The sequence below is a fragment of the Variovorax endophyticus genome (assembly GCF_025376855.1).
Classification (GTDB): Bacteria; Pseudomonadota; Gammaproteobacteria; order Burkholderiales; family Burkholderiaceae_C; genus Variovorax.
This window is the reverse complement of the sequence record NZ_JAHUTH010000064.1, coordinates 1-12,989: the sequence shown is the minus strand read 5'-3', so window position 1 is coordinate 12,989 and position 12,989 is coordinate 1. Positions and strand designations below refer to the sequence as shown.

Below are 12,989 nucleotides of genomic sequence, written 5' to 3'. Positions count from 1 at the left end.
CGTGGCGCGGGCATCGGGCGGGAACACGCGGTTCTCGACCAGGACGGATTCAATGTTCTTCGATGCGCTGCTCATGTCTCGTGTCTCCTGGATGAATTGCGGCCGTAATGTCGGCGCGACCACTTACGGGCCACTGACGCCGAACCGGCGTGCTGCTGACGGACCCCCGATGTTAGAGCGGGGGGTTATCACGAGTGCGTCACCGGGACACCCCTAGAATCTCGCTCCCCGTCACACACGCCCCCTCGATGTCCTCCCCCGACCCTTTCGATCCCCGGAACATGCCCGTTCACGCCCGCACCTCGCCGTTGCGCCCGCTGCCACGGCTGATCTTCGCGAGCCGCTGGCTCCAGCTGCCGCTGTACCTGGGGCTGATCGTGGCGCAGGCGGTCTACGTGGTGCATTTCCTGGTCGAGCTGCTGCACCTGGTCGAGGCCGCCTTCGGCAGCCAGACCGCGCTGCAGGCGCTGGTCAACAGCATCGGCTATAAGACCACCGCGCCGGTGGCCGCGCTCAACGAGACGGTGATCATGCTGGTGGTGCTGGCGCTCATCGACGTGGTGATGATCTCGAACCTGCTGATCATGGTGATCGTGGGCGGCTACGAGACCTTCGTGAGCCGCATGGACCTCGAAGGCCACCGCGACCAGCCCGAGTGGCTGAGCCACGTGAACGCCTCGGTGCTCAAGGTCAAGCTGGCCACTGCCATCATCGGCATCAGCTCGATCCACCTGCTCAAGACCTTCATCAACGCCGACAACTACACCGACAAGGTGCTGATCGCGCAGACGGTGATCCACATCGCCTTCCTGTTCTCGGCCATGGCCATCGCCTATACCGACCGGCTGATGGCGCATCCTCCGGCCGACCACTGAAACTCAGGCCGCCAGCGGCAGGTCCCAGGCCGGCACCTCGGTGAAGCGCCGCGCCAGGAAATCGAGCATGGTGCGCAGGGTGGCCGGCATGTGCTTGCGCGAGGTGTAGACCGCGTACATGCCCACCACCTGCGGCTCGAAATCGGGGAACAGCGGCACCAGTTCCCCGCCGTGCACGAGCTGCGCCGTCAGGTAGGTCGGCAGCATCGCGATGCCCGCGCCCGCGCGCGCCAGGCCCATCAGGCTGGCCGCGTCGTTGGCCGACACGTTGCCGTCCACGGCCACCGACACCGGCGCGCCATCGCTCTTGCGCGTGAAGCTCCAGAGGCTGTGGCCGAAGTAGGAATGCGTGAGGCAGTTGCGCTGCGCGAGTTCGTCCACGCGCTGCGGCGTTCCGTGCTCGGCCAGGTAGGCCGGCGAGGCGCAGACCACCGAGCGGCAGTCCGTGAGCCGGCGCGCGATCAGGTTGGGATCGATCTCGGCCGCGGTTCGGATCGCGAGGTCGATGCGCTCGTCGACCAGGTTCACGGTGCGGTCGAGCAGCACCAGGTCGACCATTACGCCCGGATAGAGCCGCACGTAGTCCGCGATCGCATCGGCCAGTTGCGCCTGCGCGAACGAGGTGCCGGTGGTGATGCGCAACTGCCCGCGCGGCGCCTCGGCCGGATGGCGCACCGCGGCCTGCATGTCGCCCGCGAGCTCCAGCAGCTGGCGGCAGCGCGGCAGCAGTTCCTCGCCCGCGGCCGTGAGGCTCAGGCGCCGGGTGGTGCGGTGCAGGAGGCGCGCGCCGGTCCATTGCTCGAGCTCGGCCACGTAGCGCGTGACCACGGGGCGCGACATGTCGAGCAGGTCGGCGGCGGCCGAGAGGCTGCCCGCGTCGACCACGGTCACGAGCACCCGCATTGCGTTGAGACGGTCCATTCGAACGATTTTAGGAATAAAGAAGCGCGAATTTCGAGGTATTTCTTTCGAAATGAGAAACCTAAGATGAGCCTCATCGCCCTCTTTCCATCGCTCGTTCCAAGGAGTCCTCCATGAGCCACATCGCCATCATCGGCGCCACCGGTCGCGCCGGCGGCCGCCTCCTCGAAGAAGCGCTTCGCCGCGGCCACACGGTCACGGCCATCGCACGCCATGCCAGCGCGAAGCTTTCCGATCGCGCCAACGTCAAGGCCGTCGACCTCGACGTGCTCGACGGCACCGCGCTCGAGAAGGCCCTGGCCGGCCACGACGCCGTGTTCAGCGCCGCCCACTTCGCGACCGTGCCGCCCGCGGCCATCATCGAACCCGCGAAGCGCGCGGGCGTGAAGCGCCTGCTGGTGGTCGGCGGCGCCGGCAGCCTGTTCGCGGCACCGGGCCTCAAGGTCATCGAGACGCCGAACTTCCCCGAGGCCTACAAGGCCGAGGCCTCGGCCGGCGGCGTGTTCCTCGAGGCGCTGCGCGCCGAGAAGGAACTCGACTGGACCTTCCTCTCGCCCTCGGCCGAATTCGTCGAAGGCGAACGAACCGGCAAGTTCCGCCTCGGCCAGGACGACCTGCTGGTCAGCGCCGAGGGCCGCAGCTGGATCACGTTCGAGGATTACGCGATCGCCTTCATCGACGAGCTCGAGAAGCCGGCGCATTCGCGCCAGCGCTACACGATAGGCTACTGAGCAAGCCCCTCGCCAACGAAAAAAGGACCCTCGCGGGTCCTTTTTGCATGGGGCAGGCTCGCCTCAGCGGCCCGTCATGTTCTCGGGCACCACCCACTGGTCGAACTGCTCGGCCGTGAGGTGGCCCGAGGCGATCGCGGCCTCGCGCAGGCTGGTGCCTTCCTTGTGCGCCTTCTTCGCGATGTAGGCCGACTTGTCGTAGCCGATGTGCGTGTTGAGCGCGGTCACCAGCATCAGCGAGCGCTGCACCAGCTCGGTGATGCGCTCGCGGTTCGGCTCGATGCCCACGGCGCAGTGGTCGTTGAAGCTCACCATGCCGTCGGCCAGCAGGCGCACGCTCTGCAGGAAGTTGTGGGCCACCATCGGGCGGAACACGTTGAGCTCGAAGTTGCCCGAGGCGCCGCCGATGTTGATGGCGACGTCGTTGCCGAACACCTGCGCGGCCAGCATCGTGACGGCCTCGCTCTGGGTCGGGTTGACCTTGCCCGGCATGATCGACGAGCCCGGCTCGTTCTCGGGAATGCTCAGTTCGCCGATGCCGCTGCGCGGGCCACTCGCGAGCCAGCGCACGTCGTTGGCGATCTTGTTCATGCTGGCGGCGAGCGTCTTCAGCGCGCCGTGGGCGTGCACCAGCGCATCGACGCTGGCCATGGCCTCGAACTTGTTCGGCGCGGTCACGAACGGCAGGCCGGTGAGCTTCGCGAGCTCGGCCGCCACCTGCTCGGCATAGCCCTTGGGTGCGTTGAGGCCGGTGCCCACGGCCGTGCCGCCCAGCGCCAGTTCGCTCAGGTGCGGCAGCGCGGCGCGCACGTGCGCCTCGCCGTGCGCGAGTTGCGCCACGTAGCCCGAGAACTCCTGGCCCAGGGTGAGCGGCGTGGCGTCCTGCAGGTGGGTGCGGCCGATCTTCACGATGTCGGCGAAGTCCTTGGACTTCTGCTCCAGCGTGCCGCGCAGCTTGGCGATGGCCGGCAGCAGCTTGTGCGTGATGGCCTCGACGGCCGCCACGTGCATCGCCGTCGGGAACACGTCGTTGCTCGACTGGCTGCGGTTCACGTCGTCGTTGGGATGCACCAGCCGGCCCTCGCCGCGCTCGCCGCCCAGCAGTTCGCTCGCGCGGTTGGCCAGCACCTCGTTGACGTTCATGTTGGTCTGCGTGCCCGAGCCGGTCTGCCAGACCACCAGCGGGAACTCGCCCGGGTGCTTGCCGGCGATGACCTCGTCGGCCGCGGCGACGATGGCGTGGGTCTTCTTCTCGTCCTGCAGGCCCAGCGCGTGGTTGACCACGGCCGATGCGCGCTTGACCTGGGCCAGGGCCTTGATGATCTCGCGCGGCTGCTGCTCGCCCGAGATGTCGAAGTTCTGCAGCGAGCGCTGCGTCTGCGCGCCCCACAGCTTGTCGGCCGGCACGTCGATCGGTCCGAAGGTGTCGCGCTCGGCACGGGTCTTGGGGGAAGTCGTCATGAGAAAAGCTCCGCAGTCTTGGAAATGGGTGCGCCCGCTCGCCGGACGCGGCCCCGAGTATCGCCGGATAAGAATGGCTCTCATCTGACGCGGCCATTGCGTTCCAGACTACAGCCGTTCGCAGGCGGCGGATTGACACGCTTCATGTCAAAAAGTTATAATCATCGTCTTTCGCGGACCTGCAAGTCATTTACAAAACCCATTCCGGGATGACGCTGCAGCTCCCACCGGCACTACTCGCGGATCTTCGAATCCCGTCGCGGTGCAGGTTCTCCCGCCGGGCCCTGCCCGGCACACCGGCCGGATAGTTCCGGCCCCACTGCCACGTCAGGCTTCTCCAGGCGGCGCCCCTCGACCAGGCCCGTCGCCCTGCGAGCGAAGCATCCGGCGGGCACTGGTTTCGTCGCCACGTCGTCCTCAGTGCCTTCCGGCAGCCATCGGCTGATGGCGTGGCCGCTGCCGTCCCGCTTCCAGGCGGAACGGCGCCCGTCCAACCTTCGCACAAGGAGCCCGGCATATGGCCAAAGGAATTCTCATCGACCACGTCTTCAAGGTCTTCGGCGACGCGCCCGACGACGCGCTGGCGCTGGTGCGCCAAGGTCTGTCGAAGAAGGAGATCCTCGCGAAGACCGGCCAGTCGATCGGGGTGTTCGATGCCACCTTCGAGATCCAGGCCGGCGAGATCTTCGTGATCATGGGCCTGTCGGGCTCGGGCAAGTCGACGCTGGTGCGGCTGCTGAACCGGCTGATCGAGCCGACCGCGGGCCGCATCGTGATCGACGGCGCCGACATCAACGAACACTCCGACGCCAGGCTGCGCGCGCTGCGCCGCAAGGACATCAGCATGGTGTTCCAGTCCTTCGCGCTGATGCCGCACATGACGGTGCGCGAAAACACGGCCTTCGGGCTCGAGCTGTCGGGCACCGGCAAGAAGGAGCGCCTGGCGCAGGCCGACCTCGCGCTCGCGCAGGTGGGGCTGGCGGGCTGGGGCGACAGCTATCCCGACGAGCTCTCGGGCGGCATGCAGCAGCGCGTGGGCCTGGCGCGCGCGCTGGCCTCCGATCCCTCGATCCTGCTGATGGACGAGGCCTTCTCGGCGCTCGACCCGATCATCCGCACCGAGATGCAGTCCGAGCTGCTGCGCCTGCAGCAACAGCAGCGCCGCACCATCGTCTTCATCTCGCACGACCTCGACGAGGCGATGCGCATCGGCGACCGCATCGCGATCATGAAGGACGGCCAGGTGATCCAGGTCGGCACGCCCGACGAGATCCTGCGCTGCCCGGCCAACGACTACGTGCGCAGCTTCGTGCGCGGCGTGGACGCGGCGGCCGTGTTCAAGGCCGCCGACATCGCGCGCAAGCCCCTCACCGTGGTCTGCGAGCATCCCGAGCGCGGCGCCCGCGCGGCGCTCAAGCTGCTCGAGGACCAGGACCGCGATTTCGCCTACGTGACCAGCCCCGACCGGCGCTACCTCGGCACGGTCTCGGCCGACACGCTGCGCGCGGCGCTCGACGGCCATTCGGGACCGCTGGGCCTGCGCCATGCCTTCCTCGTCGACCTCGGCACGATCGAGGCCGACGCGCCCGTGGCCGGATTGATCGGCCAGGTGGGCCAGGCGCCCTGCGCGGTGCCGGTGGTGGCGGCCGACGGCCGCTTCTGCGGCGCGATCAGCAAGACCACGCTGCTGAAGTTCCTCGATCGCGACACGCCGCCGATCGATCCCGCGCTGCCGCCCGCCCCCGCCGCGAGCGCCGCCCCGGCCCATGTCCTGGCCTGAACCCGATTTCGAAGGAACCGCCGAGATGAACGACACCACCCTGCCCTCCGAACTCGCCACCGCCAACGATGCCGCCGCCGCGCTGGCGCAGCAGCCCGCGCCGGCGCCCGTCGCGCTCGATCCCTGGGAAGCCCTGTCGGCCGCGCCCGATCCCGCAGCCACCAGCGCCTGGCTCGACGCGCCCGTGCCGCCCGACGCCGCGCACCAGCTCGCCGGCCAGGCCGACGCCGCCGGCTTCCAGCTGCACCGCCTCTGGGACGGCTCGCTGCCGGTCGAGTCCTGGATCAACCAGGGCCTGGGCTGGGTGGTCGAGCACTTCCGCCCCTTCTTCCAGACCGTGCGGCTGCCGATCGACAGCACCCTGAACTCGGTGCAGAGCCTGCTGACCGGGTTGCCGACGCTCGCGATGATCGCGCTGATCGGTCTGCTGGCCTGGCAGTTCGCGGGCCGCGCGCTGGCCATCGGCAGTACCGTCGCGCTGCTGCTGGTCGCGATGCTGGGCATCTGGCCCGAGGCCATGGTCACGCTGTCGCTGGTGCTGACCTCGCTGGTCTTCTGCATGGTCATCGGCCTGCCGCTGGGCGTGCTGCTGGCCAGCAGCGACCGGGCCCAGCGCGTGATGCGCCCGGTGCTCGACGCGATGCAGACCACGCCGGCCTTCGTCTACCTGGTGCCGGTGGTGATGCTGTTCGGCATCGGCAACGTGCCGGGCGTGATCGTGACCATCGTGTTCGCGCTGGCGCCGCTGGTGCGCCTGACCAACCTGGGCCTGCGCCAGGTGCGGCCCGACCTGATCGAGGCCGCGCGCGCCTACGGCGCTTCGCCCTGGCAGATGCTGGTGAAGGTGAAGCTGCCGCTGGCCATGCCCTCGATCATGGCCGGCATCAACCAGGCGCTGATGCTGTCGCTGTCGATGGTCGTCATCGCTTCGATGATCGCCGTGGGCGGCCTGGGACAGATGGTGCTGCGCGGCATCGGCCGGCTCGACATGGGCCTGGCCACCGTCGGCGGCCTGGGCATCGTGCTGCTCGCGATCTCGCTCGACCGGCTGACGCAGGCCATGGGGCGGCCGCGCCGCGGCGGCCAGCGCTGGTGGCATGGCGGGCCCGCGGGCCTGGCGCTGCGCATGCTGCAGCGCGCGGTGGCGCCGGGCGCATCGCGCGGCGCGGAAGAAGCCGTGCCGGCCCTTTCGACCCAGACCCGCTGAAGCTTCAGGAGGAACACGACGCATGAAGACATCCATGAATCCCATCGCGCGCGGCCTCGGGCTGCTGGCCCTGGCCTTCGCGGCCGCGGCGACCTTCACCCTGCCGGCGCACGCCGCCACCGACCTGCCCGGCCAGGGCATCGTCGTCAAGCCGCTCAAGAGCTCGCTGGCCGAAGAGGCCTTCCAGACCCTGCTCGTGATGCGCGCGCTCGAGAAGCTCGGCTACACGGTCGAGCCGATGAAGGACCTGGAGCCCGCGACCGAGCACCTGTCGATCGCCAACGGCGATGCCACCTTCATGGCCAACCACTGGAGCCTGCTGCACGCCGATTTCTACAAGAACAGCGGCGGCGACGCGAAGCTGTGGCGCCAGGGCGTCTACGCCGACGGTGCGGTGCAGGGCTACCTGATCGACCGCAAGACCGCCGAGCAGTACCACATCACCAACATCGCGCAGCTCAAGGAGCCGGCGATCGCGAAGCTGTTCGACACCGACGGCGACGGCAAGGCCGACCTCACGGGCTGCAACCCCGGCTGGGGCTGCGAGCTCGCGATCGAGAACCACCTGGGCGCCTACGGCCTGCGCGACACCGTGACGCACCGCCAGGGCAGCTATGCCGCGCTGATGGCCGACACCATCGCGCGCTTCAGGCAGGACAAGCCGATCCTCTACTACACCTGGACGCCCTACTGGGTCAGCGCCGTGCTGCGACCCGGCGCCGACGTGGTGTGGCTGCAGGTGCCGTTCTCGGCGTCGCAGAGTGGCGAGAACGTGGACACGCGCCAGCCCAACGGCAAGAACTACGGCTTCCTTGCCAACCAGGAACGCATCGTTGCTAACCGCGAGTTCGCCGAGAAAAACCCGGCCGCAGCGAAGCTGTTCGAGGTCATGAACGTGCCGATCGGCGACATCAACGCGCAGAACCTGCGCATGAGCGAAGGCGCCAACAGCCAGCAGGACGTGGAGCGGCATGCCGACGGCTGGATCCGCGCGCACCAATCGCTGTTCGACAGCTGGATCGCGCAGGCGCGGGCCGCGGCCCAGTAGCCATCGGCCGCGCGGCCGGGATCAGAAGGCGACCCGGTCGGCGCCCTTGAGTGCCAGCATGGCGCGCGCCTCCTCGGGCGTGGCGATCTCGTGGCCCAGTTCCTCCAGCAGGCGGCGCACCTTCGCCACCTGCTGCGCGTTCGAAGTCGCCAGCTCGCCGCGCGCGATCTGCAGCGAATCCTCCAGGCCCACCCGCACATGGCCGCCCAGCGTCGCGGCCGCCACGGCCAGCTGCATCTGGCTCGCGCCCGCGCCCAGCACCGACCATTGGTAGCCGGTGCCAAAGAGCTTGTCGGCGGTGCGCTTCATGAAGACCAGGTTCTCGAGGTCCGCGCCGATGCCGCCGAGGATGCCGAGCACGAACTGGATGAAGACCGGGGCCTCGAACAGGCCGCTGTCCATGCAGAACTTCAGGTTGTAGAGCTGGCCCACGTCGTAGCACTCGTGCTCGAACTTGATGCCGTGCGTTTCCAGCGCACGGGCCGCCATGCCGATGTCGCGGAAGGTGTTGCGGAAGATGTAGCCGTCGGACTCGCGCAGGTAGGGCTCCTCCCAGTCGAACTTCCATTGCTTGTAGCGCTGCGCGAGCGAATGCATGGAGAAGTTCATGCTCCCCATGTTGAGCGAGCACATCTCCGGCGAGAAGCGCAGCGCCGGCGCGATGCGTTCGGCCACCGTGTGATTGAGGCTGCCGCCGGTCGACAGGTTGACCACCGCGCCGGTGGCGGCACGGATGGCGGGCAGGAAGGCCTGGAAGCGTTCCGGCTCGATGGAGACCGCGCCCGTTTCCGGATGCCGCGCATGCAGGTGCAGCACCGCGGCGCCGGCCTCGGCCGCCTCGATGGCCTGGCGGGCGATGTCCTCGGGTCGGTAGGGCAGCGCGTCCGACATGGTGGGCGTGTGGATGGCGCCGGTCACGGCGCAGGTGATGATGACTTTTCTAGAAAGCTTGGTCATGGCGTGGCCGATGGGGTGGGTGTGCGAAGGGGTTCGGGCATGGCATCCAGCCCGATGGGGGCACGTTGCCAGACCAGTTTCAGGACGGTCTCGACACCCGCCTGCGGCTGCGGCGCGGTGCGCAGCTCGACCGTGTCTCCGGCCAGCCGCACCTCGCGGCGCAGGCGGGTCCCGACCCAGTTCGGGTAGCTCGAGATGTCGACGTGATGCACGATCCAGTCGCCCTCGCGGACGTAGCGCCCGGCATAGCCGATCGACGAGCGGTACGCCGCTGCGCTCTCGGCGTCGGTGGCGTCCTGCCGGTCCGAGCCCGAAAGGCGCACGCGGCCGTCGTGCGTGATGAGCGCCGTCATGCGGCCGTCGGCACCGTAGTGGATGACGCCCGAGGGCCGGGCGCCGTAGACGTCGAAAAGGCGTTCGCCACGGGGGTCCACGGCATAGGCCTCGCGCAGATACCAGGTCCCGAGCAAGGTGTCGTCCGCTACTCCGCTCATGGCAGCACCGCCACGGCCCGCACCCAGCCGGCCGAGGCCTTGTGGATCTTCACGGGGAAGCAGATGACGTGGAAGCCGCTGGCGGGCAGGAGGTCGAGGTTGGTCAGTTTTTCCATCTGGTAGTAGCCCGTGGTGCGGCCGGCCTTGTGCCCCTCCCAGATCAGAGAGGCGTCTCCGGTGGCGGCGTAGCGCCGGGCGGTGTGCGAGAAAGGGGCGTCCCAGGACCAGGCGTCGGTGCCTACCACGCGCACGCCCTGCTGCGTCAGCCAGAGCGTGGCCTCGCGGCCCAGGCCGCAGCCGCTGTCGAGGTAGTCGGGTTGGCCGTAGCGCGCGGCGGCGGCCGTGTTCACCAGCACGATGTCCAGCGGCTGCAGCACGTGGCCGATGCGCTTCAGCTCCGTGCCCAGGTCATCGACCGTGGCGACATGCCCGTGCGGCAGGTGGCGCAGGTCCAGCTTCACGCCGGGGCGATGGCACCAGTCCAGCGGCACCTCGTCGATGGTGGCCGCGGGCCGGCCGCCGTCCATGGTCGAGGCGTAGTGCCACGGCGCGTCCATGTGAGTGCCGTTGTGGGTGGACAGGTCGATTCGCTCCACCGCCCAGGCCTCGCCATCGGGCAGGTCCTCGGGCCGCAGGCCGGCGAAGGGCCCGGCCAGGGCCGCGAAGGTCTCGTGGTGGTGCTGGTAGCGGATGCGCGGCCCGTTGCCCGGGCGGTCCACCGGCAGGTCGTTCTCGATGGCGACGGACAGGTCGATCAGCTGCATGGATGCCCCCGCCTCACTGCTGCGCCAGGCCGATGGACTTCACCAGTCCGGGCCAGCGCTGCGTTTCAGTCTTCAGGTGCGCGGCGGCCGCCTCCACCGTGCCGCCCACGGGCTCGTTGGCGAACTCGCGGAACTTCGCGGCCACCTCGGGCTGCGCGAGGATCGCGTTCGCCTCGCGATTGAGGCGCGCCACCACGTCGGCGGGCGTGCCGGCCGGCGCCACCAGCATGAACCACAGGGAGAAGTCGATGCCCGGCAGGCCGGCCTCGGCGAAGGTGGGCACCTCGGGCAGCAGGCTGGTGCGGGCGCGAGTGGAGACGGCCAGCGGCCGCACCTTGCGCGACTCGATGAAGGGCCGGATGGTGCCCACGTTGTCGCACAGCGCCTGCACGCTGCCGCCCAGCAGGTCGGTGATGGCGGGGGCGGCGCCCTTGTACGGCACATGGGTCACGCTGGCGCCGGCCTCACGGGCGAACAGCCCGGCGCAGATGTGGTGCGGCGAGCCCTCGCCGGCGTTGGCCAGGGTCAGTTGGCCCGGATGCTGGCGCGCGAAGGCCATCAGCTGGCGCAGGTCGCCCACGGGAGCGCCCGGGCCCGCCACCAGCACCAGCGGCGCCGACGAGACCTGCACGATGGGCGCGAACGCGCGTGCCGGGTCGTAGGGCATGCGTGCGTACAGCCCCGGGTTCACGGCCAGCGGGCCCAGGCCCGCGAGCAGCAGCGTGTAGCCGTCGGGCCGCGCCTTGGCCACCGCGTCGGCGCCGATGTTGCCGTTGGCGCCGCCCCGGTTGTCGACCACGAAGGGCTGGCCCAGGCGCTGCGAGAGCTTGTCCGCGAGCAGGCGGGCGATGTTGTCGGTGCCGCCGCCCGCGGGGTAAGGCACGACCAGGCGAACGCTGCGCTCGGGGTACTGGGACCAGGCCGGCGCCGCGGCGAGCACGGCCAGGGACAAGGCGGCGGCAGTGCCGCGCAAGAAAGTGGACAGGGTCATCGCGTCTCCGTCGGCGGTCGATCCGCCTTCTCATTTAGTTAGTCGATTGACTAATAATAAACGCGGAATCGTTCTCCCTGCAAGTACCGTTACCATCGGCCTCGATGCCCGCACCCACCACAGCACCGCCCGCCAAGACGCCTCGCGCACCTCGCAAGACCGATGGCCGCGAAGCCATCCTGCGCGCGGCCGAGCGGCTGTTCGCGGAGCACGGATTCGAAGGCTGCTCGCTGCGCGCGGTGGCCGACCTGGCCAAGGTCAACCAGGGGATGATTCATTACTTCTTCAAGTCGAAGGACGCCCTCTTCCTCGAGACCTACATGCGCGGCGGCCAGCCGCTGGTGGACGAACGCATGCGGCTGCTCGATGCCGAAGAGGCGCTGCAGAAAGGCCGCCCCATCGGGCTCGAGCGCCTGATCGAGATCTTCCTGACGCCGGCCGTGACCCTCGCGCTCAGCGGCGCGCGGGGCCGCAACTTCCTGCGCATGCAGGCCCATCTGCAGCTCGACGGCACACGCTTCGGCAGCAAGCTGCGCAGCTCGCTCTACGACGACTCCTCGCGTCGCTTCGTGCGCGCCTTCGCGCGCAGCCTGCCCGGGCTCTCGCAGGAGCAGGTCGCCTGGCGCTTCATCTTCGTGCTGGGCACCTACCAGTACGTGCTGGCCGACACCGGCCGGCTCGAAGTGATCTCCGACGGTGCGAGCAACGGCCGCGAATTCGACAAGGCGCTGCGCGAGATGATCCCGTTCCTGGCGGCGGGCATGCGCGCGGCGGGGCCCGCCTGAACGCTCCAGCCGGCGAAACCCGGCGCTGAGATAATCGGGGGGCGTTTCCACACCCTAAAAAAAGCCCCCCCCACCATGACGACCACGATCCAGCAGGCCGACCTGATCGAATCGATCAGCGCCGCGCTGCAGTACATCAGCTACTACCACCCCGCCGACTACATCGCCCACCTGGCCAAGGCCTACGAGCGCGAGCGCAGTCCCGCCGCCAAGGACGCGATGGCGCAGATCCTCACCAACAGCAAGATGAGCGCGACCGGCCAGCGCCCGATCTGCCAGGACACCGGCATCGTCAACGTGTTCCTCAAGGTGGGCATGGACGTGCGCTGGGGCGGCTTCACCGGCAGCCTCGACGACGCCATCAACGAAGGCGTGCGCCGTGGCTACAACCACCCCGACAACACGCTGCGCGCCTCGGTCGTGGCCGATCCGCAGTTCGATCGCAAGAACACCAAGGACAACACGCCCGCGGTGATCTTCACCGAGATCGTGCCCGGCGACAAAGTCGAGGTGACGGTGGCCGCCAAGGGCGGCGGCAGCGAGAACAAGAGCAAGCTGGTGATGCTGAACCCCGGCGACAGCGTGGTCGACTGGGTGCTGAAGACCGTGCCCACCATGGGCGCCGGCTGGTGCCCGCCGGGCATGCTGGGCATCGGCATCGGCGGCACCGCCGAGAAGGCCGCGCTGCTGGCCAAGGAAAGCCTGATGGACGACCTCGACATGCACGAGTTGCAGGCCAAGGCTGCGCGCAAGGAGGAATTGACCAAGGTCGAGGCCCTGCGCCTCGAGCTGTTCGAGAAGGTCAACGCCCTGGGCATCGGCGCGCAGGGCCTGGGCGGCCTCGCGACCGTGCTCGACGTCAAGATCAAGATGTACCCGACCCATGCGGCCAGCAAGCCGGTGGCGATGATCCCGAACTGCGCGGCCACGCGCCATGCGCACTTCGTGATGGACGGCAGCGGCCCGGTCTACCTC

At 69.0% G+C, this 12,989-nt stretch carries 13 protein-coding genes; 7 read left to right on the top strand and 6 right to left on the bottom strand.

Annotated features, from left to right (window positions below; genetic code table 11):
* Positions 1 to 248 precede the first annotated feature (248 nt).
* Positions 249 to 875, top strand: coding sequence for a YqhA family protein (locus KV106_RS39905; RefSeq protein WP_057594540.1), 627 nt, complete (start codon positions 249 to 251; stop codon positions 873 to 875).
* A 3-nt stretch (positions 876 to 878) separates the two neighbouring features.
* Here the strand turns inward: KV106_RS39905 and KV106_RS39900 are convergent, their stop codons facing one another.
* Positions 879 to 1,796, bottom strand: a complete 918-nt coding sequence (locus KV106_RS39900; protein ID WP_261218084.1) for a LysR family transcriptional regulator — start codon at positions 1,794 to 1,796, stop codon at positions 879 to 881.
* Positions 1,797 to 1,909: 113 nt separating this feature from the next.
* On the opposite strand from KV106_RS39900, the gene KV106_RS39895 reads away from it, so the two are divergent.
* Entirely contained in the window at positions 1,910 to 2,527 is a 618-nt protein-coding gene (locus KV106_RS39895; RefSeq protein ID WP_261218081.1) for an NAD(P)-dependent oxidoreductase, read from the top strand.
* A gap of 63 nt (positions 2,528 to 2,590) precedes the next feature.
* Here KV106_RS39895 and fumC read toward each other — a convergent pair whose 3' ends face one another.
* On the bottom strand, positions 2,591 to 3,988 hold the full coding sequence (fumC, locus tag KV106_RS39890; RefSeq protein WP_057594537.1) for a class II fumarate hydratase: 1,398 nt from the start codon (positions 3,986 to 3,988) through the stop codon (positions 2,591 to 2,593).
* 517 nt (positions 3,989 to 4,505) lie between these two features.
* Between fumC and proV the strand changes: the two genes are divergently transcribed.
* From proV to proX, 3 genes are read left to right on the top strand one after another with little or no spacing between them, the layout of a single operon-like run.
* Positions 4,506 to 5,768, top strand: coding sequence for a glycine betaine/L-proline ABC transporter ATP-binding protein ProV (proV, locus tag KV106_RS39885; protein WP_261218080.1), 1,263 nt, complete (start codon positions 4,506 to 4,508; stop codon positions 5,766 to 5,768).
* A 25-nt stretch (positions 5,769 to 5,793) separates the two neighbouring features.
* Entirely contained in the window at positions 5,794 to 6,975 is a 1,182-nt protein-coding gene (proW, locus tag KV106_RS39880) for a glycine betaine/L-proline ABC transporter permease ProW (protein WP_261218079.1), read from the top strand.
* A 22-nt stretch (positions 6,976 to 6,997) separates the two neighbouring features.
* Positions 6,998 to 8,023 (top strand): glycine betaine/L-proline ABC transporter substrate-binding protein ProX, encoded by a 1,026-nt coding sequence (gene proX, locus KV106_RS39875; protein ID WP_261218078.1) that lies wholly within the window; start codon positions 6,998 to 7,000, stop codon positions 8,021 to 8,023.
* Between the two features lie 21 nt (positions 8,024 to 8,044).
* Here the strand turns inward: proX and kce are convergent, their stop codons facing one another.
* Genes kce through KV106_RS39855 form a run of 4 tightly spaced genes read right to left on the bottom strand, consistent with a single transcriptional unit; the run spans position 8,045 to position 11,229 of the window.
* Positions 8,045 to 8,980, bottom strand: coding sequence for a 3,5-dioxohexanoate:acetyl-CoA acetone transferase (kce, locus tag KV106_RS39870; protein ID WP_261218076.1), 936 nt, complete (start codon positions 8,978 to 8,980; stop codon positions 8,045 to 8,047).
* Positions 8,977 to 9,474 carry a lipocalin-like domain-containing protein gene (locus KV106_RS39865; RefSeq protein ID WP_261218075.1) on the bottom strand — a complete coding sequence of 166 codons (498 nt, stop codon included), beginning with the start codon at positions 9,472 to 9,474 and terminating at the stop codon, positions 8,977 to 8,979. Before KV106_RS39865 ends, kce begins: the two co-directional genes overlap by 4 nt.
* Positions 9,471 to 10,238: a cyclase family protein gene (locus KV106_RS39860; protein WP_057597725.1), complete on the bottom strand. Its 768-nt coding sequence runs from the start codon at positions 10,236 to 10,238 to the stop codon at positions 9,471 to 9,473. Before KV106_RS39860 ends, KV106_RS39865 begins: the two co-directional genes overlap by 4 nt.
* A gap of 13 nt (positions 10,239 to 10,251) precedes the next feature.
* Entirely contained in the window at positions 10,252 to 11,229 is a 978-nt protein-coding gene (locus KV106_RS39855) for a Bug family tripartite tricarboxylate transporter substrate binding protein (RefSeq protein WP_261218074.1), read from the bottom strand.
* 104 nt (positions 11,230 to 11,333) lie between these two features.
* On the opposite strand from KV106_RS39855, the gene KV106_RS39850 reads away from it, so the two are divergent.
* Positions 11,334 to 12,014 (top strand): TetR/AcrR family transcriptional regulator, encoded by a 681-nt coding sequence (locus KV106_RS39850; protein WP_261218073.1) that lies wholly within the window; start codon positions 11,334 to 11,336, stop codon positions 12,012 to 12,014.
* Positions 12,015 to 12,089: 75 nt separating this feature from the next.
* The coding region (locus KV106_RS39845; RefSeq protein WP_261218069.1) for a fumarate hydratase at positions 12,090 to 12,989 on the top strand (900 nt) is incomplete at its 3' end.